The organism is Streptomyces sp. NBC_01232 (genome assembly GCF_035989885.1).
GTDB lineage: Bacteria > Actinomycetota > Actinomycetes > Streptomycetales > Streptomycetaceae > Streptomyces.
In genome coordinates this window covers 8,414,551-8,440,474 of the sequence record NZ_CP108518.1, presented here as the reverse complement: position 1 = coordinate 8,440,474, position 25,924 = coordinate 8,414,551, and the positions used below count along the sequence as shown (strand labels likewise).

Here is a 25,924-nt window from a genome sequence, read left to right as displayed (position 1 = left end):
CGGCCTGGTTCCGGTACCGCTGCCGTTCGGGCGATGCCGCAGGATCAGCCCTCGGCGCGCGCTGAAGGTCGGGCGCGAGGTCGATGATCCCGTCCCGCAGCCGGGAGGGCTCTTCGCCTGCCCGCACCGCGCACTCCCGTCGGCCGGAGCGTCAGCGTGGCTGACTCGACCGGGTCGCAGGCGCGGCCCCGCCGTCGGTCGCCGGCTTTGTGATGGGCGCGTCGCTGCCGGCCCAGACATAGATGCGCGTGGTGCCGGGCCGGAACTCGTGCGCGTGGATCTCCGCGCACAACCGGACTGCGTCGCCTTCGGGGGTCTTCACCTCGTCAGGGCAGACACTGGTGATCCACATGCCCTCGACGAAGGTCTCGGGCTCGGGCAGGCCGAGGTGGCTGAAGCCGTCGCTCCGGGTGTAGCCCGGCGCTTGTGGGTGCCGGTTGCGGACCATTTGGGTACCCTCCCTGCGAAGCGGCAGCAGGAATCGGTCAGCCTCCGCGGTCGGCACGGTGAAGGCGAGCAGCGCAACGTCGTACTGCAGGTTGGTATGGAGCCCGGCCCGCCGGTCGGTGGCCGTCTCCGGCACCCGGAGGCCGGTCACGCGTGCCGCCCACTCGGGCGTGGCGTTCGGCTCCCAGCAGCAGTTCTTCTCATCCTCGGTGGGATACCGCAGCCCGTACATGACCATCAGGAGCATGCCGAGGACACCAATGATGCACAGGCCCGTGAACACCCAGGCGCCGACGGCGAGGCGCCGCTGCCAGGACCGGGCGGGGACTGCCACACCCTCACCCGGTTCGCCGTGCTTGATCGAACCGCTTGCCGCCATGTTGAACTCCTGTGCCGGACCGGATTGGTTGTTCCGGCCCGGCTCGCCGTCGATCCGCCGGGAACACCCTACGGGCTGTCTTGCCTGTCGACCCGCGAGCCCTGCGTCATCGGCAAGACGGCTAGGTCCTGTCGTCGAAGTAGCGCCGGCCAGGCGGGACTTTGACGACAGGACCTAGGTCCTAGGCGCCGGTCGCGCCGTCGAGCAGCTCGCGCAGGATGTCCAGGTGACCGTTGTGACGGGCCGTCTCCTCGGTGAGGTGGAGGAGGATCCAGCGCAGGTCGACGTGGAGGCCGTCGCGGACAGCTCGCTGGGCTCGGGTGTCCAGGCCGTGGGCCGCGACCAGTTCGCGGTAACGGGCGCTCTGTTCGGCGTATTCGTCGAGCAATTGCGCGAGCGGGAAATCGACGGCGATGCGCATCTCGCGATCGGGGTCCTCATCGGTCCAGGGTCCCTCGTCCTCCTCTCCGAGGAAGACGACCTGGAGCCAGTAGTACTCGACCCAGCGGAGGTGGTTGATCAGTCCGCTCATGGTCATCAGAGGTGAGCCCGGCAGGAGCGCCTTGTGGGCTTTCTCCTCGGAGACGCCTTGGCACTTGGCGCGAGCGGTGTCACGTACGTAGTCGAGAAACGTGGTGAGTTGAGTGCGCTCGTCCCACGCGCAGGGTGTGTCGTCGGTTCTGGTCATCGAACGAAGCGTCCCCGATCACCGCGGCCGGTGTCGAGGCAATATCGACGGGGCCGCCCATCCCGCCGGGGCCGGGAGGTGGAACGCGATGTCCGGCCCGAGTCCGCGCTGTTGCTTCCGTCTGCTCCCTGCATCCCATTCCTCGCAGCGCCGACGCACGGTGCCCTCTCCCCGCCCCTTCGGGTCGCTCCGATGAACTGCGATACGTTGCTGTCATGACCGGACTCGGAGCGCTCCCCTGGCCACCGCTCCCGATAAGGACCGAACGGCTCGTGCTACGCCGGTCCGAGGCACGGGACCGTGCGGCATTCATCGAGCTGTTCTCATCGCCCGAGGTGGGCGCCTACGTCGGTGGCCCTCGACCGCGTGACGAGCTCGAGCGCGCGGTTCCGGAGACACCCGGACGGCGCCCCGGCCTTTTCGTGATCGATGTCGACGGCGCGATGATCGGCATGATCACGCTCGATCGGCGCGACGCGGGGCGTCAGGGTCGTATCCGTCCGGACGGCGGAGAGACGGAGCTCGGCTACATGGTCCTGCCGGAGGCGTGGGGATTCGGGTACGCCGCCGAAGCGTGCACGACCGCGCTCGACTGGTTCCGCAACGCGCTTCCCGGCGAGCCCGTGGTCCTCTGTACCCAGACCGCCAACGACCGCGCCATGCGCCTCGCGGCGAAGCTGGGGTTCACCGAGGTGGAGCGGTTCGAGGAGTACGGCGCCGAGCAGTGGTTCGGCGTGTGGTCACCGGTCACGGCGACCGGTTGAGTTCCGGCGGAGCGCTGGAACTGTGGGAGCTGCCGTCGGTTCCGCCTCGCGCCGAGGCCTGCTGAGGCCGACGGCCGACTGTCCCGTGACGGTCGGCCGTCACCCGGCGGCGGTGTGCAGGCCCCGGATGTTGCGGATGTACCGGTCGAAGCGCGTGCCGTCCTTGTCGTACGTCGGCATGCCTGGGGTGAAACCTGCCCGCGTTGCGACTGCGGCCGATGCGGGATTGTCCGGCTCCACCTGGATCACCGCCTCCGTACCGCCTTCACTCGCCGCGTACCGGGACGCCAACAGGACCGCGCGGGTGGCCAGTCCACGCCCCCGCCAGGACGGATAAAGGCCGTACGCGACGTTCACCTGGCCGGGAGCCAGGCCTTCTCCGGCGAGCCGCAAGTCGATCGTCCCCGCAAGCACTTCATCGGCACCCGTCCTGATGCCGAACGCACGCAGTGGCCCGGCGTTGTCCCACTGCTCCCGGCAGTGCCGGAAGTACCCTTCGGTGCCCTCCCGCGTGCCGGGGCCGCCGTTGAGCCAGCGAACGAGCAGGTCGTCCTCCCCCTCCAGGTGCGCTTCCACATCGTCCAGGCGCAGCGGGGACAGGGTGATGGTCCCGTCGGACAGTTTCACTTCATGCATCCGGTGATTCTTGACGCCGGAGCCGTGCCGCACCATCGAATTCTGTCCCCCGCCGGAACCCTGGAGTGAATCCGGGCGGGGGGGCGGAATGGCGGAATACCGGCTCACAGGCTGCGGATGGCCTCAGCCAGGTCGGGGCCGTACGAGGCCCAGCAGACCACCGATCCGTCCGTGTCGAGGCGGCCCATCAGCCACTCGCCGTCGTCGAGCACAAGGCACAGGTCGTGAAACCCGAGGATCACTTCGGGATGGAGCTCCACGTATGCGTGCCGGTCGGCCGTCTCGATGACGACCAGCCGGTCGGTGGAGAGCGGGTTGGCAGTTCGGTCGTGCGAGAGCGAGCGGATCTGCTCGATCGTCCATCCGGCGGGGAGATGCGTAGTCACCGTCGCATGCTCTCAACCGGTCGTGCCGCACGGCCAATCAGCGACGCCCACGGCTCACCGACCCGGTCGGTCCAAGCCCTCGCCCCGACCCTCGCACCAACCCTCACCCCGAGTGCGTACGGTGACACCTTCGAGTGATCACTGTGCGCAGACCCTTCCCAACCACCCGCTCCGGAAACAGTCTTGACCCTCCCCCCTCATTCACGGAGGCGCATACGATGACCAGCGAGGACAGCGAAAAACAGGCGGACGAGGAAATCGACTTCGCGTGGGAGGGCGACAACCGCTGGGAGGCCGCGAAGTACATCACGCTGCGCCACATGGCCCGGCGCCTTCCGCATCTGATGAAACGCTCCCTGTCGATCGCGTGGCGCGTCGACCGGGCGTCTGTGACCGGACTGCTGGCCTGTCAGGTCGTCTCCGGAGTCGCGGCGGCCCTGGGGCTGTTCGCGACCACCTCGACGATCACCGCGCTCATCTCCTCCGGGAACATCACCGACCGGCTGTGGGAGGCGTGGCCGTCCGTCGCGGTGCTGGCCGCGGCCGCCGGCGTCCGGGCCACCCTCTACATCGCCGTCACGTGGCTGACGTCCCGCATCGCACCGCTGCTCCAGCAGGAGTACGAACTGATGCTTCTCGACGCGGCCACCGGCAGCGAACTCGCCGCCTACGACAGTCCCGGTTTCAAGGACCGCTGGGACAACGCCGAGCGCGGCGCCGTCGTCTCCAAGGACATCATCGAAGAGGGCCAGGACCTCCTCGCGGCGCTCGCCACGCTCCTCGCCGGTGCCGTCGTCCTCGGAACCCTGCACCCCCTGCTGCTGCCCTTCCTGGTCCTCGCCAGCCTCCCCCAGGGCATCGCCCAAGTCCACAGCGCCCGCGTCACCTACATCGCCGCCGTCAAGATGACCGGCCACGGCCGCATGATCGGTGTGCTGCGCTGGCACCTCGCAGACCGGCACTCCGCCGACCAGATCCGTGCGGGCACCATGGCCCCCTTCCTCCTCGGCAGACACCGGCGCCTTACCCACCGGGTCACCGCCGTCCACCGCCAGGCCGTCACCGAAGGCGCCCGTATGGCCTTCCTCGGTGCCCTCGGCGGCGGGCTGGCCTCCGCGATCGTCTGGGGCGTTCTGGTCGCCCTCCTCGCCACGGGCCATCTCACCGTCGCCGCCGCCGGAACGGCCGTCCTCGCCCTGCGCACCGTCACCGGCTCCGTCCAGAGCGTCGTCCGCAACGCCGCCATGATCTTCCGCACCGGCATGTACATGGACGACTGGTCGAAGTTCCTGGAGGAGACCGGCGGTTACCGCCTCGCCGCCGGCACCGTCACTCCCCGCGCCCCGAGGGAGATCCGTACCGAGAACCTCGTCTACCGCTACGAGGGCGCCACCAAGAACGCCCTCGACGGCATCGACTTCACCGTTCGCACCGGCGAGATCGTCGCCCTGGTCGGCGAGAACGGGTCCGGCAAGAGCACCCTCTCCAAGCTGCTCACCCGCCTCCACCTCCCCACCTCGGGCACCGTCACCTGGGACGGCCGTCCCACCACGGCACTCGACCCGCACGCGGCCTGGAAGCACGTCTCACTCGTACCGCAGGACTTCTCCTGCTGGCCGATGACCGCCCGCGACAACATCACCCTCGGCCAGCCCCACAGCGACGACGAGAAGGACATCTGGGAGGCCGCCGCCGCGGCCGGTGCCGACGAAGTCGTCAAGGAACTACGGGCCGGCCTGTCCACCCTGCTGGCCCGCGAGTGGCTGGGCGGCGCCGAACTCTCCGGCGGCCAGTGGCAACGCATTGCCCTCGCCAGGGCCTTCTACCGCCCCTCCGCGCTCCTCGTCCTCGACGAGCCCACCTCTGCCCTCGATCCCCGTGCCGAACACCGCATCTTCAGCAACCTGCGCCGGGCGGCTCGCGACCGTGCCGTGGTCCTGGTCACCCACCGCCTCGCGAACGTCGCCGTCGCGGACCGCATCGTGGTCCTCGACCACGGCCGCGTCGTCCAGGAAGGCACTTTCGGCGAACTGTCAAAGGCCGATGGGCTCTTCCGCGAACTCCTCGAACTGCAGAATGACCGGACCATCCCCGGCCAGCGCACAGCGAAGGAGACCACCACATGACCCCCAGCTCCGCCTCCGCCTCCACATCCGCCCCCACCCCAGCCCACGCTCCCACCCGCATCCGCAACTCCGCCAAGGCCGTCGTCCTCCACGAGGGCAACGTGCTCCTGACCCGGAACATATGGAACGGACGGGAAGGTCACTTCCTCCCGGGAGGAGGCCAGGAACCCGGCGAGCTCCTTCCGGACACCGTTCGCCGGGAGGTGCGTGAGGAGACCGGCCTCACCGTGAACGTCGGCCGGCTGCTGTGGGTCCTGGAAGCGTGGATCCGCGACCGTGAGCCGGTGACGGAGAACTACCACCGCGTCGAGATCGTCTTCCTGTGCACCGTGGACGGCAGCCCCGATCTCGTCGGAGGAGCCCAGCAGGACACCGGTCAGATCGGCCTTGAATGGGTGCCCCTCGACAAGGCCGTCACCCTGGAAACCCTCTCCTCCCGCTACCGCGACAACCTCGCCGCCCTCACCGCCCTCACCGCCCCCGGGGACAGCAGCATCACGACCGCGTCCTACCTGGAGTGGTAGTTCGCTGCCACCCGAACAGTCGTGGCGCCGAGCGGAGGGCCCATCCGTTCCGGAAGGCCCTCCGCTCCGCTGTCTCCGGCAGGACCGGCAGGACCGGCTCTCGGCACGTACGGGCGTAAGTGACCCCGGGACGGCCTCGCCCTCCCCTTGGTGCCTCCGATCCGCCGCGCGGCATGCGCAGAATGGGAGCTCTCGCCGGCCCTTGCCCTACCGAAAGCGACTGCCGTGAATCGTCTGCCCGCGGACCCGACCGCGCTCCACCCGTTTCCCGACCAGCCGCGCGTGGTGCTGCTCAAGCCTCTGCTGACCTCGCCGCTGATCGAGGCCGGGGAGTATTCCTACTACGACGACCCGGACGACGCGACCGCGTTCGAGACCCGGAACGTCCTCTACCACTACGGCCCCGAGAAGCTGGTCATCGGCAAGTTCTGTGCCCTGGGTGCAGGGGTGCGGTTCATCATGAACGGGGCCAACCACCGCATGGACGGGCCCTCCACGTTCCCCTTCCCCATCATGGGCGGTTCCTGGTCCGAGCACTTCGACCTGCTCACCGAGCTGCCCGCCAGGGGGGACACCGTCGTCGGCAATGACGTCTGGTTCGGCTACGGCACCATGGTCATGCCCGGAGTGCGCATCGGGCACGGCTCCATCATCGCCTCCGGTGCCGTGGTCATCGACGACGTCCCCGACTACGGCATCGTCGGCGGCAATCCGGCCAGGCTCATCCGTACCCGCTACGGCGACGACGACATCGCCCGCCTGCTCGCGATCGCCTGGTGGGACTGGCCGGCAGAGCATCTCACCGAACACATCCGGACCGTCATGTCCGGCACCGTCGACGAACTCGAGCGGGCCGCACCCCGCCCTTGAGCCGGTACTCACCCGCGCACAGCCTGCCGCGCGTACCGGACGGCTCTCATCCGCGCATTCCCCGGCACAGGCACTCGGTGAGGCGGGTGGCCAGTGTCCCATCGGGATCGAGGCGGGGGTTGAAGATCGTGACATCGAGGCCGACGGCTCGTTCGTCGGCCAGCGCGATCGCCAGTACGCTCTCCAGTTCCAGCCAGGTCAGCCCACCGGGGATGCGGTAGTCGACCGCCGGCATGAGGTCGTCGTCGAGAACGTCGACGTCGACGTGCACCCAGAACCCGGCACTCCCCTCGCCCCCGAGGTGACCGATCGCTTCGCGCACCGCCGCGGCGGCGCCGATCGCACGCACACCGTCCAGGTCGATGGTGTGCAGCCGTGGTGGCAGCGGCTGCATTCCGGCCCGGGCGGATTCGGCGGCGTCGCGGAATCCGAACGCGACGACGTCCTCGTCGCGCAGCAGTGGCCCGCGGCCTTCGAGGTCGGTGAGCAGTCGGGGGCCGCGGCCCGTGGCCAGGGCGAGTTCCATCGAGGCCGCCTCGCCGGTCGGCTCCGCCGCCGGCTGGTAGAAGTCGGTGTGGCCGTCGAGGAACAGCAGGCCGTACCGGCCCCGGCGGCGCAGGCAGAGGAGGTTGCCGAGCAGGATGCTGCAGTCGCCGCCGAGGACCACGGGGAAGAGGCCACGGTCCAAGGCGGTGCCGACGGCGTCGGCCAGGCTCGCGGCATACCGCGCGATGCCGTGCGGGTTAAGGATCCCCGTCGTCTCGTCCCGCCTCGGGTCGTACGCCGATGCCTCGACCCGGCCGGCCCGCACCGCCCCCAGTTGCTCGGCCAGACCGGCGTCGAGGAGAGCTCCAGGCATGTCCTGGACACCCGAGGGCCGCAGCCCGAGCACGGACGGCGCCTCGATGATCGCCGGCTTCCGCACGTCCGCATCCCTTCGTCGTCACCCGTATGAACCGTCGTGGTCGGCCTGCGTCCGCTCTGACGACCTCATACTCCTCAGAACGGACGGTGTGCAGCGTCGGCCCTCGGCCTCCCCGCAGATCTGTACCGGATCCGGTGCGTGTGGATGGCGCCGATCGGCCGACCGGGTCGGTCCGCGTGTCCACTGCCGAGTGCGTCCTGCTTCGCCCCCGCGAAGGACCCGGACCTGCTCCTGGTCCGCCTGGACAGGACCAAGGACCGGCATCCCGGGCTGTCCTGTCCTCAGATGACGTCCGCGGTCGGTGCCGCGCGCTGAGGTCCGGTGTCCGGTCCGGTGTCCGGTCCGTCGGCCGTGAGCGGGGCCGCTGCCACCAGATCGGTGCGCCACATCACGATCTGGGTCGTGCCGGACCCGTACCAGCCGGTGCCGAGGCCGAAGGACAGTCGCGGGTCCTCGCCGGTCCACCAGGTGAGCCGGGCCGCGTCCTGGGCACCGACGCTGTAGGGAGCGGAGGTGATGGCGGCAGGTTTTCCCCGCCGGGTCCAGGCAAGCAGGTGGTCGAGCCAGTCGTGGTCCGGGCCGCTGCCGCCGTACTGAGTGCACGCCCATGGCCGGCAGCGGCTGCTGCGCTGCCGCTGCAGCCAGCGTGGGCAGCAGCCGAACTGGCTGTGCCGGAGCCCGAGGGACTCGGCCCAGGTGGTGATCTGCTCCTGGGCGGCCCGCCGTTGCGCGAGTGCCGCCTCGTACCGGGCGAGGGCCTCGTCCGTCCTCGTCCGGGGAGGGGCGGGCGGCTGCATCCCGTAGGGCCAGCGCACGCGTCCCGATTCCCTGCCGAAGACGGCGGCGGCCCGATCGGCCAGGGGCCGTACGACGGGAGGGCGAACCGCCACCGCCGCCTCGGCCCGTGCCGATCGCGGTGCCGACGCCGGGTTCAGGGAGTCGTATCGCCGGCCGGGTACCCGGGCGTCGGGCAGGGGGGCCTTGCCGACGTCGCGGTGGTAGTGCCGGATCGCGGCGTCCAGCCGCGGGGCGTGCATCCGCCTGGCCTCATCGTCGACGCCGGCGTGGTCCGCCCGGGCGAGTCGGGCGTTCTTCCGGGGCGCGATACATGGCTCGCCGGGGCCCGCTCCACAGCGGGGGCAGCCCCGGGCGAAGGCGTACTCGGACAACGGGGGAAACCAGGTGGTCACACTCCGACCATAGAGGTGCGAACCCGGCGGAATCGCGCACAGACGCGCGGGAAAAATCCGCCGACTCCGGCACGCACTCAAGTACTCGTGCGCCGAAGCCGGATGGGGTGTTCGGTGGCCCAGGCGGCACAGCCCCACCCATTCCAGCTCAGTCCAGCTCAGTCCAGCTGGAGCATGGAGGCGGCGGCGCACACCGCCAGCGCGAGCACACAGGAGATGCGCCACGCCGCCGTACGTCCACCCGGTGCCTTCAGCAGTGCCGCGATCGTGGCCGCGGCGCCGCCCACTTGCCAGTAGGTGGCGGCGTTGACCGCGTCGGTCACTCCGCTCCGGCAGGCCAAGTCCGCGCAGGCGTTGGACGCTGCCGTGAAGTGCGGCAAGTACCGGATGTACACCGCTACCTGCCCGAGGAGGAGCGCGGTCACGACCAGCGCCCACCTCCGGTCGACACGTGCCATGCCGCTCTCGGATGCCATGGACCGCACCCCAACTCAGCTCTGCGCCCGGACCGCCGAGCCCTTTCGGCGGGCAGCACACGTCAACTGGGCTGCTGAGAAGCCTCCTGGGAGCCGAGCGGGGCGGCACGGCGGCGCGTCTCCTCCAGGTGCAGGGCGAGGTAGCGGGCGAGGGTGAGCGCGTCCTGGGGAGCATCGGCCTGGAAGCTGACGCGGCGGAGCAGGCTGACGCTGTCGAGTACGACGCCCTCGCGGGCGAGCACGAAGAGCAGTACGAGGAAGGCCGCCCGGGCATTGCCGTCGTCGAAGGGGTGGAAGAAGCAGACGTCGCAGTAGGCGCGGGCGGCGCGTGCCGTCAGAGGGAGTGGCCGGGTCTCGTCGTGTGTCGCCTCGGCCAGGCAGGCGTCGAAGCGGGCGCGCGTGTCGGGGCCGATGCCGTAGCGCTCCCGGGCTCCCTTGGCGAAGGCGGGCAGGTTCCGGAACGCCGGCGGCCCGGGAGTTCCCAGGACGTGCTGCTGCCAGCGGCTGAGCAGTTCGAAGTCGAGGGCGGCGCCATCTGCCGCATCGGCGCGCAGCAGTTCCAGGGCCGAGAGGAGGCCCTCCGCGCGGGCGGGGTCCACGGCCCCGTCGAAGGCGCGGATGTCCTCGGCCGCCCCGTCGCGTGACGGGGTGACCGGGCCGGCTTCGCCACCCGTCGGGGCTTCCTGCCACGGCACGGTTTCGCGCACCGCGAGCCATGTCTGCAGGTGATCCGGTACCGGTTCGGTGGGCCGTGCGCCGATTTCCGGCCTCAGTGAGTCCGTGAGCCGCTCGGCGACGCTGTCGACCAGCAGCACGTCGGGGCCGGTCCAGCTCTCGAACCGGCCGCCGACCGCCTTGGCGACCAGGTCCCGCGCGACGGCGGCTTCGACTCCCCAGCGGCTGAGGAACCACGTGAGGACCTGGTAGCAGTGTCCGTACCAGCCGCTGCCGCAGCCGGTGCGGTCGACGACCTGGAGGATCAGGATCCGGGCGGCGTTCTCCCACAGGATCCGCTGGTCCTCGACGGAATTCAGTTCCAGCGGGTACCGCTCGAACCAGCCGGCGAGGCTCTCCAGCCATCCGCGCCATTCGCAGAGCGCCGCTACGACGCGGTCGAGCGTCTCCTCGGAGGTGGTGATCGAGTGGAGGGGACAGCACCAGTTGCCGACCGGGCCTCCGTCGAAGTCGCCTTCGTCGTGTGCCCAACGCCAGCCCACGGCCCAGCTCCCGTAGCGCTCGGCCAGCGCGAAGGACATGGCATCGGCCCACGTCTTCGCCTCCGCCCGGCTCCAGGCGTTCAGCGCCGGGTCGGCGCGGGGGACGTCGGGGCGGCATGGCACGCGCCCGGCCGGCCCCAGCGACCGCACCACCTCCGCCGCCGCGGCACTGTCGAAGGGGTGGCGGTCGGGATCCACGTCGTCCCAGGTCAGGTAGGCAGGAGCCAGCTCGACTATCACCGGGCAAGCCTGCCGTTCTACGGGCAGCGCTTCAACCGGATTACGTCCGGGGTTGCCGCCCCGGCGCCCGGCCCGACGGGGCTGGCCTCAGCGGGAGTTGGAGAGGGCGGGAGGGTGCGGGAGGGGTGCGGGACCCGTGGTTCCTGCGCGGTGTCAGTCGTGCGGGGCCTCGCCCGTCACCCGGTGGTCGGCATGGCTCAGGGCTTCGAGAACCAGGCGCCGCAGGTGCCCGTCGCTCAGCCGGTAGAAGACGAACCGGCCCTCCTTGCGTCCCTCCACCAGGCCGGCCAGACGCAGCTTGGCCAGGTGCTGGCTCACCGCGGTCCGCGAGGCGGTGCACCGTTCGGCGAGGGAGCCCACGTCGGACTCCTCCAGGGCCAGCAGCCACAGCAGGTGCAGACGGGTGGCGTCGGAGAGGAGCGCGAAAACCCCGGCCGCCTCGGCCAGGCGGGCATCGTCCGGCGTGCGCAGGTGCGGATGCGTGGCAACTGGGGCGGGTTCGCTCATGGGCATGAGGACAGCGTAGGCCTACCGGCTCAGCGGCCCTGCGGACCGCCCGGCCCTGCGGAGCGTGCGGAGGTCCGACCGTCCTGCCGCTGGCCGCTGGCCGCCTACTGCCTGCCGTCCTGCGCGGATACGAACCATCCATCATGTGCGCACGTGCGCACATGATGTCGTATGTTGGAGGGGTCAGGCTCCGTCCGCGAAGGGTTCCCGCATGATTTCCGTGCTGCGCAACCGCACCTACCGCCGCCTGTTCACCGCCCAGGTCATCGCCCTGACCGGAACCGGGCTGGCCACCGTCGCCCTGGGCCTGCTCGCGTACGACATCGCGGGGGCCCGGGCGGGCTCCGTACTGGGCACGGCCCTGGCCATCAAGATGGCGGCCTACGTGGCGATCGCTCCGGCGATCGGCGCCGTCGCGGACCGCCTGCCCCGCCGCACCCTGATGGCCGGGGCCGACCTGATCCGGGCGGCGGTCGCCCTGACCCTGCCGTTCGTCGACCAGATCTGGCAGGTCTACGTCCTGATCTTCGCGCTCCAGGCCGCCTCGGCCGCCTTCACGCCCACCTTCCAGGCCGTGATCCCCGATGTCCTGCCCGAGGAACGCGACTACACCCGCGCCCTGTCGCTCTCCCGCCTCGCCTACGACATGGAGAGCCTCTTCAGCCCGGCACTGGCCGCCGCCCTGCTCGCCTTCATGAACTACAACTGGCTGTTCCTGGGCACGATGGGCGGCTTTGTCGCCTCCGCCGTACTGGTGGTCTCCGCGGTCCTGCCGAAGCCGGCCCGGCCCTCCGCCCGCACGAAGGACGGAGTACGCCCGAAGGCGGCCACCGCCGGCGCCCGCCTGTTCTTCGCCACGCCGAGCCTGCGCGCCCTGCTGTCCCTGAACCTGGCCGTCGCCGCCGCCGGCGCCGTGGTCACCGTCAACACCGTCGTCTACGTACGCGACCACCTCGGGCGGACCACGGGCGACGTCGCCCTCGCCCTCGGCGCGTACGGAGCGGGCTCGATGCTCGTCGCGCTCCTGCTCCCCCGCGTCCTGGCCCGGGTCGAGGACCGTACGGTGATGCTCCGAGGCGCACTCCTGCTGACGGTCGTGTTCGGCGCCCTGGGCGCCGTCACGGCAGCCGGCAGCGGCGGCTGGCGCTGGCCCGCGCTGCTCGCCGTGTGGGCGGCCTTCGGCGCCGCATGCTCGACGGTCCTCACCCCGACCGGCCGGCTCATCCGCCGCGTGGCCCCGCCCGAGGGCCGTACGTCGGCATTCGCCGCGCAGTTCTCGCTGTCGCACGCCTGCTGGTTGCTGACCTATCCGCTCGCCGGCTGGCTGGGGGCGACCGCCGGACTCCGGGCCGCTGTGATCGCCCTGGGCGCGATCGCGTCCGGCGCGGCGGTCCTGGCCGTACGACTGTGGCCGTCGGGCGACGGCGGCGAGCGACCGCACGTCCACTCGGGTCTGACCCCCGGCCACCCCCACCTGGCCGGGGCGGCACAGGTGTCCGGCGGCTGGAGGCACCACCACCGTCCGGTCGCGGACCGCCTGCACGCGCACTGCCCGGCGGGCACGAGCGGGCCCCTCGGCTGAGCCGTCCGCCGCGGACATCGATCCGATCCGCCCACTTGGACGATCAACCACAAGCGGGCAGGCGGCACTGGACCGGTTCGTGCAACGGTCCAGTTGCCCAGGAGATCCGGATCTTGATTGACTGGCGCACGCCGCCCCCCTCACAGCCTGCGCGCAGGCGTGAGCGGGGCCTTCCGTTGTCCGCCGACCGTGCCGGGAAACCTCCCTCGTGAACCGTGATTCCGTCCTGCCCCGCCGGACGACCACCGGCCCTGAGCTGCCTGCGACAGAGCAGGGGAATGAGCGTGGGGACGGGCCCGGGAACGGCAAGGGTGACGGGCAAGGGCATGGGCGTGGCCGCGGGCGCGGGCGCGGGCAGCGGAAATCCGTCCGGCCGACCGCGGTCGCAGCCCTGCACAGCGTCAGCGGGTTCACCGCGGCCCTGCTGGGACTCGTAGCCATCGGGGCGATGATCCACGAACCGGTCCTCATACCCTCGCTGGCCGCCAGTGCCGCGGTTCTCCACAGCACCCCCACCCTGCCCACGGCCCAGCCCCGCAGCGTCATCGTCGGGCATCTCCTCGGCGCCGCGGCCGGGTACGCGGCCCTCGCGCTGTCACACAGCAGTCCCTGGACCGCGGCGCTCGCCGGCGGAGCCACCCTCGCCGCGACGACCCTCGCCCGCAGCCCGCACTCCCCCGCGTGCGCCACCTCCGTCATCGTCGTACTCCAGACTCCGGCCCCCGCCCGGTTCGTCCCCCTGCTGCTCGGCGCCACCACGGTCCTCACCCTGGCGGGCATGGCCGCCTCCCGCGTCCGGCGCGGAGCGCCGCGCTACCCCGTCTACTGGTGGTAGCGGCTCCCGGTTCCTGAGCGACACGCCCCAGGAGGTTGTCGCCGCGCACCCGCTCGCGAAGGCGTGGCCGTGGAAATCTGGATCGACCCGGACTGCTCGCAGCACAGCTCCGCCCGGACCGGCACTGCGCGAACCACCGAGTGAAGGAAACGACCGCCATGACCACGAACAGCGCCTACGTCATCGTCGGAGCAGGACTGGGCGGGGCGAAAGCCGCGCAGACCCTGCGCGAGGAGGGTTACGACGGCCCTCTCGTCCTCATCGGAGCGGAACAGGAACGTCCTTACGAGCGTCCGCCGCTGTCCAAGGGCTATCTGCTGGGAACCCAGGAGCGCGAGGCGGTCTACGTCCATCCGCAGCAGTGGTACTCCGAGCACGACGTCGACCTGCGCCTGGGGGCGACGGCCACGGCCCTCGACACCGCGGCCCGCCGGGTGACGCTCGCCGACGGCAGGCGGGTCGAATACAGCAGGCTGCTGCTGACCACCGGATCCTCACCTCGCCGGCTGCCCGTTCCCGGCGCCGACCTGGACGGGGTCCTGTACCTGAGGCGGCTCGCGGACAGCGACCGGCTCAAGGCGGCGTTCCGGCCCGGCGCCACGGTCGTCGTCATCGGCGCGGGCTGGATCGGCCTGGAAACCGCTGCCGCCGCCCGTGCGGCGGGTTGCGAGGTGGTGGTGCTGGAGAGCGCGGAGCTGCCGTTGCTGCGCGTACTCGGCCGTGAGGTCGCCCAGGTCTTCGCCGACCTGCACCGGGACCACGGCGTGGACCTCCGGTTCGGCGTACAGATCACCGCGATCACCGGCGACGACGGCACCGCCGACGGGATCCGGCTGGGCGACGGCACCCGTATCGCCGCGGACACCGTCGTCGTCGGCGTCGGCATCACCCCCAACACCGGCCTGGCCGAGGATGCGGGACTGACCGTCGACAACGGCATCGTCACCGACGAGCACCTGCGCACCTCCGTACCCGACGTCTACGCGGCGGGCGACGTGGCCAACGCCCACCACCCCTTCCTGGGGCGCCGGATCCGTGTCGAGCACTGGGCCAACGCCCTCAACCAGCCGCAGGCCGCGGCCCGGGCCATGCTGGGCCGGGAGGACGCCTACGACCGGCTGCCGTACTTCTTCACCGACCAGTACGACCTGGGCATGGAGTACACCGGCTACGTGGAGCCGGGCGGCTACGACCGGGTCGTCTTCCGCGGCAGCACCGCGACCCGCGAGTTCATCGCGTTCTGGCTGTCCGGGGGCCGCGTCCTTGCCGGTATGAACGTCAACGTCTGGGACGTCACCGAGCCGATCCAGGCCCTGATCCGCTCCCGCGCGGCCATCGACCCGGCGCGCCTCGCCGACCCGCAGGTGCCGCTGGAGTCGCTGCTGCCCCGCTGACCGGGGCGTCCGGAGCAGGGGATCGCGGGGGCATGGTGGCAATCCGGCGGCGATGTGCGTCGAGCCTGCGCAGGGCGAGGACGCCTCCGATGCCGGGTACGGCCGACAGCGCGACGGCCGTTCGGTCCGGTGCGGCCTCGCGGGCGGCCGCGATGACGACGATCAGGTAGGCGCAGCCGTGGAGGGGGCCGACGGCCGAGGCCAGCGCGGGGAGGTGCAGCAGAGTCAGGTTGAGCAGCAGGGCGGCCAGGGTGACGAGTTCGACGGGAGCGGAGATCCGGAGGAGGTGACTGGTGCGGTGCACATCACGCTCCTGTGGTGGATCCGGGGCGGACGATCATCAGGACGGTCACCGTTGCCCACAGCAGGTTGAACAGCCCGGTGTACGTGCCCAGTCGTGCGAGCGCCCGTAGGACGGCGGGGGCCGCCCGCTGCTCGTCGACGGCGGTACGGAGGCCGGCCAGCGCCGCGGCCTGGCGGGGCAGCACCAGGCCGCCGAGCACGGCGGCGGCCGCCGCGGTCAGTGCGATCGAGGTGAGGAGCCAGGGGCTGGTCAGTACGTGGAGGCTGTTGGCGGTCGCCAGGCCGAACACCGGCACCACGACCGCGATCACGGCGTAGACCCGGCAGATGCGGTGCAGCGTACGGGCCGCGGGGAGGACCGCCGCAGCACCGTCGACACCGGCGTCTGCGTCTGCGTCTGCGTCTGCGTCTGCGAGGGCGCGGCGCGCGACGGCGGGAAACATGCTGGCGGCGACGGTGACCGGGCCGATCGTGATGATCGCCGCCAGGACGTGGACGGAGAGGAGGAACTTTGTCACGTGGGTGATCCAGGTGGTCAGGAGCGGGAGGGTGCGGTCCGGTGGCCGGTGACCCGGGTGGAGGGCAGGCGGCCGGCCTTGGCGGTGCCGGCCAGTGCGTCCTGCGTCACGGTGACGTCGAAGGCCAGGTGCAGGCGCATGGGCTTGGTGATCGACTGGCGCCACGTGAGGCGGTCGCCGTGGCATTCGAGTCCGGTCAGCGGAACCTCCTCCGCCTCTCCGGTGGCGACGCCGTGCAGGGCCCCGTCCTGCACGAACAGGCGCAGGACGGCCTGTTGCCTGCCGATGGGGGTGGCGATCAAGAGGTTCCAGGTGCCTTCGACGGACATGTGGTGAGCCTTCCTCGACGGGGGATGGTGGGTGCGTCCGGGGGTGGCGGGTGCGTGTCGGGTGAGGACGCGTGTCCGGTGGGCGGGGCGCGGGTCCTGTGCCGGGCACGTGTGATGTGGCGGAGGGCGCGTCAGAAGGCTGCGGGAACCGGGCCTGCGGCGCGCCAGACGGTGCCGCGGCGCTCGAACGCGAAGAGCTGCTCCACGGCGTGCGCGATCCGTGGGCCGAGCTCGCGCTCCAGCAGGTACAGGCCCAGGTCGAGGCCGGACGTGACGCCCGCACCCGTCACGAGGTCGCCGTCGTCCACGACGCGGGCGTCGACCGCCACGGCGCCCGTGGCGTCGAGCAGGTCCCGTCCGAGGTGGTGGGTGGTCGCGTGGCGGCCCTCGATCAACCCGGCCATCGCGAGCACCAGGGAGCCGCCGCAGACGGTGGCGACGGTCAGCCCCGGCCGTTCCAGGGCTTCCTTCAGGAGCGCGGGCAGGCCGGTCTCCAACGAGCGGCCGAGCAGGGCCGGGATGGAGTCGGCGTTCACCGGGGCGTCCGGATCGGACAGCGCGCCCAGCGGGCCGACTGCGCCCGGTACGACGACCAGGTCCGCGTGCTGCGGGTCGAGCCGGGCGGTGGCGCGCAGCGAGATCAGCCCCGCGCCGCTGGGTACGTCGCGCGGGCCCTCCGCGGAGACCAGCTCCACGCGTAGATCCCCCGGCGCCGCGACGGAACCCGCGTGGAGGACCTCGTACGGGCCGATGACGTCCATGGGGTCGAAGCCGTCGAACAGCACGATCTGACACAGCATCGGGGAGGTCTCCTCGTCTTGGGAAAGGGCCCACGGGTGGGGCGCCGGCATCGACGCTAGTCACGGTCCACAGCAGTCGACAGAGGCTGGAATGCCACCTTCCAACGGATTCTGGCCAACCGGAAACAGAGCGCCCAGAGCCCCTCTGAACTGCACTAACATGCCAACGGTGACCGGACCACGCGAGTGAGTCGACCCGCGCACGGCTATGGTTGGGCCATGCATACCGTGGCCGTTCTCGCCCTGGACGGCGTGATCCCGTTCGACCTGTCGACCCCCATCGAGGTGTTCACGCGTACCCGGCTTCCCGGCGGCCGCCCGGCCTATCGGGTCCGTGTCTGTGCGGCCGCCGAGGAGGTCGACGCGGGGGCTTTCTCCCTGCGCGCGCCGTGGCCGCTGGCCGAGCTGGCCGAGGCGGACACGATCATCGTGCCGGGCACGGCCGATCCCACGGCGCCGGTGCCTCAGGAGGTGCTCGACGCGCTGAGCCAGGCCGCCGCGCGCGGGACCAGGATCGCCTCCGTCTGCGTGGGCGCGTTCGTACTGGCCTCGACGGGCCTGCTGGACGGCCTGCGCGCCACCACGCACTGGTCGGCCGCGGATCTCCTGGCCGCGCTCCATCCGGCGGTCGAGGTGGACCCCGGGGTGCTGTACGTGGACAACGGACAGCTGCTCACCTCCGCAGGGGCCGCAGCGGGGCTGGACCTGTGTCTGCACATGATCCGGTGCGACCTCGGCTCGGCGGTGGCCGCGGACGCCGCCCGACTGTCGGTCATGCCGCTGGAACGCGACGGCGGGCAGGCCCAGTTCATCGTCCACGAGCAGCCGCCGGCCCCTCGCGGGTCGGTACTGGAACCACTCATGCGCTGGATGGAGGACAACGCCCGGCGCGAGCTCGCCCTGGACGACCTCGCCCGGCAGAGCGGCATGAGCGTCCGGACCCTGAACCGGCGCTTCCGCGAACAGACGGGCACGTCACCGCTTCAGTGGCTGCACCGGGCCCGGATCCGCCAGGCGCAGCATCTGCTGGAGACCACCGCGCACCCCGTCGAACGGATCGCCGCGCAGGTCGGTTTCGGCTCTCCCACGGCGTTCCGGGAACGCTTCAAACGCCTCACCGGCACCAGCCCGCGTGCCTACCGGCGTACCTTCCAGACGCAGAAGTCGCTCTGACGGCGCCCAGGCACGGCTTCGTTCACCCCACGGGCACACATCCGGGGCCCGCGTGCCGCGGGCGCCGCCGACGCGCGCGTCACAGTTCGGGCGGTCGTGACGTTCAACCGCCAGCGGCCTGATCGGGCGTGAGATCCATCGCGACAGCCCCTGAGAACCATCATTTCTCCGCGGTGGTGAGGGTCCGCCCGCGATGGCGGCTGTAAAAAATCACTGTCCGATTGTCGGAACACAGTGATAAAGATTCAGGGTGACAACGACACTTGAGTTCCCCGCTCTGCTGCAACTGATCGACGAACGGTCGACTGCCTTCCGCGCCGCGGTCGCCTCCGCGCCCAGCCTCGACGCACAGGTTCCGACCTGCCCCGAGTGGACGCTGTTCGATCTGGCGCAGCACATCGGCGAGGGGCGCCGCGACTGGGCAGCCACCATCGCAGCAGGGCCTGCTTCGGCGAAGTCCGCAGCGGAGGGCTCCCCGGCTGTGCCTAGGGAGCGCGAGGCTTTGCTGGCCTGGTTGGCGGAGTCCACGGAGCAACTGCTGGACGCATTGCGGAAGGCCGGCCCGGATCGCGGTTGCTGGGCGTGGTGGGAGACGTTGCAGTCGCCGCACACCTCCGGAGCCGTGGCCCGGCACCAGCTCCAGCAGATGGCGGTGCACACGTACGACGCCCAGATCACCGTAGGTGCCCCGCAGCCGCTGCCGGAGGAGGTGGCGCTCGACGGTGTCGACGAGTTCCTGTCCACCTGCGTCACCACGACAAGTGCCTGGCCTCACAAGCCCGCTGTCATCGACTTCCACGCCTCCGAGGGCCGCTCCTGGCGCCTCTCGCTCTCCGCCGACGGCGCACGTAGCGCCCGGCTCCCCGAGCCCGGCACCGTGCCGGCCACCTCTGCCGGCCAGGACCCGGACGCGGCCGCCGCTTACTTCTCCGCTCGGGGCACGGCCAGCGAGCTGGTCTTCATCCTGTACAACCGCATCCCGATCGACTCCCTGGAGCTCGACGGCGACCGAGGTGTCTTCGAGCAGCTCAGGACCTGGGACCCGAGTGAGTAGGACGTGACGATGCGCCACCTCATACGCCCCGGGGCATGCCTTGCGCCAACGGCTGAACCCACGCCGTGGTGGCCCCGGGGCCTCGGGGGGAGCGGACCGTCACGGCTGCGAAGCGGCTGACCAAGGCGGCGGCTCACCAGCTGATCGCCGTTGTCGCCGGACTCAGCGCTCCACGCCGCACCGTCGCGCGATCGCCTCCAGACGCTCGAGTTCCCGTTGCGCCGCTTCCTGATGGGCGAGATCGAGGGCCATCCCGGCGCGGGCCGAAATGTAAAGGATGTCCTGGTGGGTGGCTGCGTCGAGGCCGGGGGCGTTCTGGAGCCGGCGGCCGGTGACGCTCAGGTAGATCGCGATGCTGTCGAGATCCTCGCGTTGGTGCACAGGAAGCACCTGCCGGAGTTCGTCCTTGGCGTAGTCGCGCGTCTGCCGGTCCGCCGCGCAGGGGCCAGGCTGCGCGGGAGCCCAGGGAAGGCCGGCTTCCCGGGCGTCGTCGTACATCTCTGCCACCAACGCGCGTGCAGACGCGGGATCGTCCTCGGCGGCTGCCGCGCGGGCCGACTGCAACGTGGAGCGCAGTCGTGCACGGACATGGGGGTCTTCACCAGTCCGGGCATCCAGATAGCCGGACCACACGTCGAACGCCTTGCTCAACTCGGCATCCAGCATGATCTTGTACACGTCCGGCACTCCGCCGCCCTTCCGTCGGGCCCGTCCCGGCACGGACGGCAGCGGCCAGGATAGGACAGTCGCTGCGCGGGACGCCTGCGATTATCTGGTGCAACGTGCAGGAGCCGCCGCGGCAACTCATTCCCATCCGACCCTGACCAACATTTACGGGACAGCTCTCAGGCCGTTTCCTCAGGACCGTCTCTGCGGTTCTCCTCAGCCAGGTCGAGCGCCGCCTCGCGCATGACGGTGACGGTTCCGGTGAGCCAGCGGCCGGCCGCAGCCGGTTCGGACTCGTCGAGGCCCTGCACCCCTTCGCGTGTCCCGGCATTCGCCGCTGGGCGCGGCGCCGGGTCGGCCGCAAGCTCCGGGTCCCGAGGCGGTCAGCCGAAGCGCACGGTCTTGAACTCCGCGGCTCGGCTCGCGCCCGGCCGCAGTACGACCCCGTCGTCCTGGCAGTCGATGCTCATGTAGAGCGTGGCCGTCCTGTTGGTCGTGTTCCTGGCGGCGCGGGCGCGGCCGGCGCCGCCCATGCTGGCGGTCGCATCGATGCACCTCTCGTCGGCAGGGTTGCTCAGGGCACCTGCCCGCGCGTGGCCGCCCGCGGTGAACCGGAAGGTGAACGTGCCCTGCGCCGCGTCGGCGGGGGGCGACGCGGCCAGGACGAGGAAGGCTGCGAGGGGAGCGGCAGCGCGGTGTGCAAGACGCATGAGGTGGGCCCCGTTCCGTGAGTGATCCTCAGTTGAGCGCATGATCACCGGTATGCCGGGGGCCGAACACCACCGCTCCCTCCAAGAGATGATTCCGGTGGGCCATCCGGCGCCCGCCCGAGCGGCCCGTGCCGCCCTGACCGGCCGATGGCCGGCGGTGGGCGCGCGTGGCGCGAGGCGCACGACCCGCAGCACACAGCACGCAGCGCGCAGCGCGCGGCTCGCCGTACGACCGCGACGGTCTGCGTGCCGCGTGTCCGGTGCGTTACGGTCCGTTACCTGATCTCCGTGTCACGCGGACGTCCGACCAGCCTCCCGGAGACCACCGTGTCCCAAGTCCCCCGCCCCGCTCGCGCCCGGCGACGCCGCGTGGCCGCCGTGGCGCTGGCCTTGCTGGGCCTGCTGCTCGCCCCGGCCGCCCTGCCCTCCGCCGCGTCGCCCCGCTCGCCGTCCGGTACGGGTCCCGCGCCCGCCGCAACCCGGGTGGCGGCCGGCGGCACCGCGGCGCTGGCCGGGTACGCGATCCGGTCGACGGCCGAGGTCCCCGACACGGCGGCCGCCGTGTCCACACCCGGCTACGCGACGGCCGGGTGGCACCGGGCCGGGCCCCGTTCCACGGTGCTCGCCGCCCTGGTCGCCGACGGCACGCACCCGGACCCGTTCTACTCCACGGACCAGCAGCGCATCCCGCGCGGCGATTTCTCCGTGCCGTGGTGGTTCCGCAGCGACTTCACGCTTCCCGACACCTCGGAGCGCACGTCACTGGACTTCAGCGGGGTGGTCTCCGCGGCGGACGTGTACGTCAACGGCCGGCAGGTCGCCTCCGCGGCCGACGTGGCCGGTGTGTACACGCGGCACGAGCTCGACATCACCGCGCTCGTGCGGGCCGGCACGAACACGGTCGCCTTCCGGGTGCGGCCCAACGATCCGCGCAAACACCTCACGCTGGGCTGGCTGGACTGGCTGCAGCCCCCGCCCGACGCCAACATGGGTCTCGTCCGTGATGTCCTGGTCCGCCGCCGGGGACCGGTTTCGCTGCACGACGCCCATGTGGTGACGCGCCTGGAGCTCCCGACGCCATCCCCCACCGCCACCGTCGCCGCGGCCTCGGCCGAGCTGACCGTGAAGGCGCAGGTCCGCAACGACTCCCAGGAGAGCGCCACCACCATCGTCACCGCCACCGTCAGCGGCACCGGGATCGTGCTGCGCGAGGATGTCGTCCTGCGCGCCGGTGAGGTCCGTACGCTCATCTTCTCCCCGGACCGGCACCCTCAACTACGTCTGGCACAGCCCGCGTTGTGGTGGCCGGCCGGCATGGGAGCCCAGAACCTGTACGGGCTCGACCTGACGGCGACGGTGGCCGGCAGCCGCTCGGACTCGGTCCGCCACACCTTCGGGATCCGCGAGGTGAAGGCACCTCTCAACTCCGCCGGAGCCCGCCAGTACTCGGTCAACGGCCGCCCCCTCCTGATCCGTGGCGCGGGCTGGTCGGCCGACGAGCTGCTGCGCTGGGACACCACCGCCGCGGAGGACCGGATCAGGGCAGCGCTCGACGCGGGCCTCAACACGCTCCGGCTCGAAGGCCACCTCGAGCCGGACGAGTTCTTCGACCTCGCCGACCGGCACGGAATCCTCACCCTGCCCGGTTGGGAGTGCTGCAACAAGTGGGAGGGGCCGGTCAACCCCTCCGGTTCGGGCGAGAAATGGGGCGCCGCCGACCGTCTCACCGCCCGGGCGTCCATGGCGGCCGAGGCCGCCCGGCTGCGCAGCCACCCCAGCGTCCTGTCCTTCCTCATCGGCAGCGACTTCGCACCCGACGCGGCGACCGAACGGGACTACCTTGACGCCCTGCACGCCGCCGACTGGCCCACCCCGGTGATCCCCGCCGCCGCCGACGTCACCACGGCCCTGAGCGGCCCCTCCGGCATGCGGATGCCCGGACCCTACGACTGGGTCCCGCCCTCGTACTGGTACGACAAGCGCGAGGGCGGCGCGACGGGATTCAACTCCGAGACGAGCGCCGGACCCTCCGTCCCGACCCTGGACACGCTGCGCCGCATGCTCTCTCCGGCGGAACTCGAAACCCTCTGGAAGTCGCCGTCCGCCCCCCAGTACCACCGCTCCCCCTCCCCCACCTACAACACGCTCAAGCTGTTCAACGACGCCCTCGCCCGCCGCTACGGCGCTCCGCACGGTCTGGGGGACTACGTCGCCAAGGCCCAGCTCAGCCAGTACGAGAACGTCCGGGCGCAGTTCGAGGCGTACGCCCGCAACGCCACGGACGCGAGCGCCCCCTCGACCGGGGTCATCTACTGGATGTTCAACAGCGGCTGGACCTCACTGCACTGGCAGCTCATCGACCGCTACCTCGACCGGGGCGGCGCCTACTACGGCGCGAAGAAGGCCAACGAGCCCCTGCACATCCAGTACTCCTACGACGACCGGACGGTGGCCGTCATCAACCGGCGGCCGGCGGCCGTGTCCGGGCTCACCGCCCGGGTCACCCTCTTCGGCACCGACGGGACCTCCCGCTACGACCGCACCGTACGCGGGCTGCAGGTCGGCGGTGACGGGGCGAGGACCACCGCGCTGACCGTTCCGGCCCTCGCGGAGGGCCAAGACCTCCCTGACTCCACGTACCTCGCCCGGCTGACGCTCACCGACGGCGCCGGGCGCGAGGTCAGCCGCAACGTCTACTGGCTCTCCACCCGACCGGACGTCCTCGACTACGGCTCCAGCGACTGGTACCACACCCCGGTCACGGCCCATGGCGATCTGACCGGGCTGAAGTCCCTGGCGGCCGCCACCGTGACGGCGACCGCACGCACCACGCAGCACGCGGGTGGACGCTCCACCACCACGGTCACCGTCCGCAACACGGGCAGCGGCAACACGCCCGCGCTGCTTACCGATGTCCGGCTGGTCGACGGCCTGGACGCACCCGTGCTGCCGGTCCGGTGGGACGACAACCAGATCAGTCTCTGGCCCGGTGAGAGTGCCGTCCTGACCGCCGAGTACCGGGCGGCGGACGTCAGGGGTGACGCGCCCCGCATCCGGATCTCGGGGTGGAACACGCCCACCACGCACATCACCCCGGACCCTTCCTGAATGCGCGCGCCTCACAGGTCCCGCAGGGCGGGCAGCGGAACTGCGCGGCCCCCGCCCGACGTCGTGTCGGGCGGGGGCCGCGCGCGTGCCCGGATGCCGCGGGTGCCGGAGCGTGCCTACACGAAGGGCCCGCCGAGCCGGCCGGTGGCTCCGTAGTACTTGGAGATCTGGACGCGGTAGTCCGGGTCGGCCAGGTGGTTCTCGCGGTGGAATTCCGGGGCCGCCTTGATCTGCTCCTTGGTGCGGTCCACGTGCACCGTGTGCGTCTCCCGGTCGATGCCGGTCACCGTCCCGGCCGGGATCAGCACCTCCTTGCCGAAGATCCAGACTCCCGTGTCGACGACCAGGTACGCGTCCGAGACCTCCGCCGAGTGCTTGTCGACCTTGCCGATGCTCCCGTCGGCCGCCTCCACCTTGAATCCGGTGAGGTCCTCCCCGGTCGGGTGGACGATTCCGGACCGGTAGGCCCACATGTCGTCGTGCATGATCAAACCACTCCTCACGTCAGACGTCGTTGCGCCGGATCTCGCTCGGTCGCTTCGCCCACCGCCTGCCCCGCGGCCCGGACCTCATGCGCCGAGGACACGCGGAAGCCGCAGTACGGCGTCCAGCAGTCCCGGGGTGGCCGGTACGAGGTGCAGCCGCCAGGCTGCGGCGAGTGCGGCGCGGGCCGCGCCCGCCCGGAGCGGCAGCGTGCGCGAGCGCAGGAGGCCGGCGACCGCGGCCGTGTCCAGGACCGGGTCGGCCACCGGATTGGCGGTCCGGCGAAGATCCGGCGCTGCTCGTCGGCGGCCCCTTCCTTGAACAGGAACGCCGGCCTCAACCGGACCACCCGCATGCCGGGATGCGCGAGCTGGAAGCCGTCGAGACAGCGCTCCGTTTAGGCCTTCTCCCCCGTGTAGGCGGCGCCCGGCCAGCCGTGGGTGGGCCAGGACTCGTCGGCGGGGCGTCCGTCGGCGGGGCCCGGTGAGTACGCGGCGACGGACGAGGCGTGTACCAGGGCGCGCACCCGGCCCGCTCGGACGCCTCGAGGACACCGATGCTGCCCGGCACGTTGGTGCGCCAGGTGACGACGGGGTCGTGGGTCGGCTGGAACCGCCGGGCGAGGTGCACGACGGCGTCCGCTCCCGCGAACACCTCCGCCAGGTCGGCGCGACCGGGGTCGATGTCCACGTCGGCCCAGCGGACTTCGGGGATCCGAAGGCCGGGGCGGCGGCGGGCGACACCGAGCACGTCGGTGACCGTGCGTTCGGCGGCCAGGGCCTTCACGACGCTGGTGCCCACATTGCCGGTGGCACCGGTGACCACGACCCTCATCAGGCCCACCTCGTCCGGTGGGATCGGCCGGGCCGCGATGCCCGGCCGGGGCGGCCCCGGCCGGAGTGAGCAGGCTCGTCCGCGGCCATGGGCGTGGGCGTGAAGGTGCGCCGTGCGGCCTCCTCGCGCAGTTCCTCCAGTACGGCTGCCTGATCCCGGGCGCGGGACAGGAGCCGGTCGACGGCGGCCCGCTCGAGGTGGCTGTGGGTTTCGGCGATGACGGCGAGCGATTTCCAGATCGCTTCCTTGCCCTCCACGCCGATCCGCATGGCTTCCAGTTCGAGGACGTCGCTGAGGGGGGAGCGGCTCACCAGACGACCGTTGAGTTTGACCCGGCCGACCTTTTCGGCGAGGCGGCCGACGACCACCCGGGACCACTGCGCGGGGATGTCGAGGGCGGTCATGACCTCGCGCAGGCTCTCCCGGTCGGCGGAGATGTCCTCGGCGAGCTCGGCCAGGGGAGGCCCGGCCGGTGTACCGCGGTGGGTTCGGGCCATGCGGCGGATGAGTGCCACACCGCTGCTGGCGCCCGCGAGGTGGTCGTTGAGGTAGATCGCGAGGAGGCGCTGGGTGCGGGGCGGAGCGGAGGAAGGGGATGGCGAGCTGCTGTGGTGAGCGTTCATGGCGCTGTTCCGATCCTGTGGACGTCCCGGCTGCCGCCACGGACCCACGGAGCCGTTCACAGATCGTGCGCCCGTCTTCGACCCGCGGTGCTCGCGTGGGACAGATGGGTGGCTCTTGGCGTCTGACCGGCCTCCCG

The 25,924-nt window shown here is 71.4% G+C and carries 27 protein-coding genes and 1 pseudogene; 10 read left to right on the top strand and 18 right to left on the bottom strand.

Features of this window, described 5'->3' with window-relative positions; genetic code table 11:
• Positions 1–151 precede the first annotated feature (151 nt).
• Positions 152–826, bottom strand: coding sequence for a hypothetical protein (locus OG444_RS38805; protein ID WP_327266576.1), 675 nt, complete (start codon positions 824–826; stop codon positions 152–154).
• 181 nt (positions 827–1,007) lie between these two features.
• Positions 1,008–1,514: a DinB family protein gene (locus OG444_RS38800; RefSeq protein ID WP_327266575.1), complete on the bottom strand. Its 507-nt coding sequence runs from the start codon at positions 1,512–1,514 to the stop codon at positions 1,008–1,010.
• 215 nt (positions 1,515–1,729) lie between these two features.
• Here OG444_RS38800 and OG444_RS38795 point away from each other — a divergent pair, with 215 nt between their 5' ends.
• Positions 1,730–2,278: a GNAT family N-acetyltransferase gene (locus OG444_RS38795; RefSeq protein WP_327266574.1), complete on the top strand. Its 549-nt coding sequence runs from the start codon at positions 1,730–1,732 to the stop codon at positions 2,276–2,278.
• Between the two features lie 99 nt (positions 2,279–2,377).
• On the opposite strand, the gene OG444_RS38790 is transcribed toward OG444_RS38795, so the two are convergent.
• Positions 2,378–2,950, bottom strand: a complete 573-nt coding sequence (locus OG444_RS38790) for a GNAT family N-acetyltransferase (protein WP_327266573.1) — start codon at positions 2,948–2,950, stop codon at positions 2,378–2,380.
• Between the two features lie 68 nt (positions 2,951–3,018).
• Positions 3,019–3,300: a hypothetical protein gene (locus OG444_RS38785; RefSeq protein ID WP_327266572.1), complete on the bottom strand. Its 282-nt coding sequence runs from the start codon at positions 3,298–3,300 to the stop codon at positions 3,019–3,021.
• 218 nt (positions 3,301–3,518) lie between these two features.
• On the opposite strand from OG444_RS38785, the gene OG444_RS38780 reads away from it, so the two are divergent.
• The 3 genes from OG444_RS38780 (at position 3,519) to OG444_RS38770 (ending at position 6,820) form a co-directional block, all read left to right on the top strand.
• Entirely contained in the window at positions 3,519–5,426 is a 1,908-nt protein-coding gene (locus tag OG444_RS38780) for an ABC transporter ATP-binding protein (protein ID WP_327266571.1), read from the top strand.
• Positions 5,423–5,950 (top strand): NUDIX domain-containing protein, encoded by a 528-nt coding sequence (locus tag OG444_RS38775; protein ID WP_327266570.1) that lies wholly within the window; start codon positions 5,423–5,425, stop codon positions 5,948–5,950. The genes OG444_RS38780 and OG444_RS38775 overlap by 4 nt, the downstream gene beginning before the upstream one ends.
• A 225-nt stretch (positions 5,951–6,175) precedes the next feature.
• The gene (locus OG444_RS38770; protein ID WP_327266569.1) at positions 6,176–6,820 is read left to right on the top strand and encodes a CatB-related O-acetyltransferase; all 645 of its coding nucleotides are present in this window, start codon (positions 6,176–6,178) and stop codon (positions 6,818–6,820) included.
• A 46-nt stretch (positions 6,821–6,866) separates the two neighbouring features.
• Here the strand turns inward: OG444_RS38770 and OG444_RS38765 are convergent, their stop codons facing one another.
• The 5 genes from OG444_RS38765 to OG444_RS38745 form a co-directional block, all read right to left on the bottom strand.
• A complete protein-coding gene (locus OG444_RS38765; protein ID WP_327266568.1) occupies positions 6,867–7,745 on the bottom strand; it encodes an arginase family protein in 879 nt (292 codons plus the stop codon).
• A 281-nt stretch (positions 7,746–8,026) separates the two neighbouring features.
• The gene (locus OG444_RS38760) at positions 8,027–8,935 is read right to left on the bottom strand and encodes a zinc finger domain-containing protein (RefSeq protein WP_327266567.1); all 909 of its coding nucleotides are present in this window, start codon (positions 8,933–8,935) and stop codon (positions 8,027–8,029) included.
• Positions 8,936–9,093: 158 nt separating this feature from the next.
• Complete coding sequence (locus OG444_RS38755) at positions 9,094–9,411, bottom strand: hypothetical protein (RefSeq protein WP_327266566.1); 318 nt, start codon at positions 9,409–9,411, stop codon at positions 9,094–9,096.
• A 62-nt stretch (positions 9,412–9,473) separates the two neighbouring features.
• Positions 9,474–10,868: a Fic family protein gene (locus OG444_RS38750; RefSeq protein ID WP_327266565.1), complete on the bottom strand. Its 1,395-nt coding sequence runs from the start codon at positions 10,866–10,868 to the stop codon at positions 9,474–9,476.
• A 153-nt stretch (positions 10,869–11,021) separates the two neighbouring features.
• The gene (locus OG444_RS38745; RefSeq protein WP_327266564.1) at positions 11,022–11,381 is read right to left on the bottom strand and encodes an ArsR/SmtB family transcription factor; all 360 of its coding nucleotides are present in this window, start codon (positions 11,379–11,381) and stop codon (positions 11,022–11,024) included.
• Between the two features lie 205 nt (positions 11,382–11,586).
• Here OG444_RS38745 and OG444_RS38740 point away from each other — a divergent pair, with 205 nt between their 5' ends.
• The 3 genes from OG444_RS38740 (at position 11,587) to OG444_RS38730 (ending at position 15,186) form a co-directional block, all read left to right on the top strand.
• Positions 11,587–12,957: an MFS transporter gene (locus OG444_RS38740; RefSeq protein ID WP_327266563.1), complete on the top strand. Its 1,371-nt coding sequence runs from the start codon at positions 11,587–11,589 to the stop codon at positions 12,955–12,957.
• 208 nt (positions 12,958–13,165) lie between these two features.
• Positions 13,166–13,792, top strand: coding sequence for an HPP family protein (locus OG444_RS40875; protein WP_442810727.1), 627 nt, complete (start codon positions 13,166–13,168; stop codon positions 13,790–13,792).
• Between the two features lie 158 nt (positions 13,793–13,950).
• Positions 13,951–15,186: an NAD(P)/FAD-dependent oxidoreductase gene (locus OG444_RS38730; protein ID WP_327266561.1), complete on the top strand. Its 1,236-nt coding sequence runs from the start codon at positions 13,951–13,953 to the stop codon at positions 15,184–15,186.
• Positions 15,187–15,491: 305 nt separating this feature from the next.
• Here OG444_RS38730 and OG444_RS38725 read toward each other — a convergent pair whose 3' ends face one another.
• From OG444_RS38725 to OG444_RS38715, 3 genes are all read right to left on the bottom strand, one after another.
• A complete protein-coding gene (locus OG444_RS38725) occupies positions 15,492–16,007 on the bottom strand; it encodes a hypothetical protein (protein WP_327266560.1) in 516 nt (171 codons plus the stop codon).
• Between the two features lie 17 nt (positions 16,008–16,024).
• Entirely contained in the window at positions 16,025–16,336 is a 312-nt protein-coding gene (locus OG444_RS38720; RefSeq protein ID WP_327266559.1) for a hypothetical protein, read from the bottom strand.
• A 131-nt stretch (positions 16,337–16,467) separates the two neighbouring features.
• Positions 16,468–17,136 carry a DJ-1/PfpI family protein gene (locus OG444_RS38715; protein WP_327266558.1) on the bottom strand — a complete coding sequence of 223 codons (669 nt, stop codon included), beginning with the start codon at positions 17,134–17,136 and terminating at the stop codon, positions 16,468–16,470.
• A gap of 219 nt (positions 17,137–17,355) precedes the next feature.
• On the opposite strand from OG444_RS38715, the gene OG444_RS38710 reads away from it, so the two are divergent.
• Positions 17,356–18,309, top strand: coding sequence for a GlxA family transcriptional regulator (locus tag OG444_RS38710; RefSeq protein ID WP_327266557.1), 954 nt, complete (start codon positions 17,356–17,358; stop codon positions 18,307–18,309).
• 250 nt (positions 18,310–18,559) lie between these two features.
• A complete protein-coding gene (locus OG444_RS38705; RefSeq protein WP_327266556.1) occupies positions 18,560–19,363 on the top strand; it encodes a maleylpyruvate isomerase family mycothiol-dependent enzyme in 804 nt (267 codons plus the stop codon).
• Between the two features lie 162 nt (positions 19,364–19,525).
• On the opposite strand, the gene OG444_RS38700 is transcribed toward OG444_RS38705, so the two are convergent.
• The 3 genes from OG444_RS38700 to OG444_RS38690 all read right to left on the bottom strand — a co-directional run bounded on the left by OG444_RS38700 (position 19,526) and on the right by OG444_RS38690 (position 20,739).
• Complete coding sequence (locus OG444_RS38700; RefSeq protein WP_327266555.1) at positions 19,526–20,041, bottom strand: hypothetical protein; 516 nt, start codon at positions 20,039–20,041, stop codon at positions 19,526–19,528.
• 167 nt (positions 20,042–20,208) lie between these two features.
• Entirely contained in the window at positions 20,209–20,340 is a 132-nt protein-coding gene (locus OG444_RS38695) for a hypothetical protein (protein WP_327266554.1), read from the bottom strand.
• A gap of 72 nt (positions 20,341–20,412) precedes the next feature.
• On the bottom strand, positions 20,413–20,739 hold the full coding sequence (locus tag OG444_RS38690; protein WP_327266553.1) for a hypothetical protein: 327 nt from the start codon (positions 20,737–20,739) through the stop codon (positions 20,413–20,415).
• Positions 20,740–21,066: 327 nt separating this feature from the next.
• Here OG444_RS38690 and OG444_RS38685 point away from each other — a divergent pair, with 327 nt between their 5' ends.
• Positions 21,067–23,847: a glycoside hydrolase family 2 protein gene (locus OG444_RS38685; protein ID WP_327266552.1), complete on the top strand. Its 2,781-nt coding sequence runs from the start codon at positions 21,067–21,069 to the stop codon at positions 23,845–23,847.
• A 116-nt stretch (positions 23,848–23,963) separates the two neighbouring features.
• On the opposite strand, the gene OG444_RS38680 is transcribed toward OG444_RS38685, so the two are convergent.
• The 3 genes and pseudogenes from OG444_RS38680 to OG444_RS38670 all read right to left on the bottom strand — a co-directional run bounded on the left by OG444_RS38680 (position 23,964) and on the right by OG444_RS38670 (position 25,787).
• Positions 23,964–24,332: a PRC-barrel domain-containing protein gene (locus tag OG444_RS38680; RefSeq protein WP_327266551.1), complete on the bottom strand. Its 369-nt coding sequence runs from the start codon at positions 24,330–24,332 to the stop codon at positions 23,964–23,966.
• Positions 24,333–24,434: 102 nt separating this feature from the next.
• Positions 24,435–25,164, bottom strand: a pseudogene (locus tag OG444_RS38675) (NAD-dependent epimerase/dehydratase family protein); the annotation flags it as partial.
• Positions 25,164–25,787, bottom strand: coding sequence for a hypothetical protein (locus OG444_RS38670; protein ID WP_327266550.1), 624 nt, complete (start codon positions 25,785–25,787; stop codon positions 25,164–25,166). The gene OG444_RS38670 and the pseudogene OG444_RS38675, both read right to left, overlap by 1 nt.
• Between the last annotated feature and the right edge of the window lie 137 nt (positions 25,788–25,924).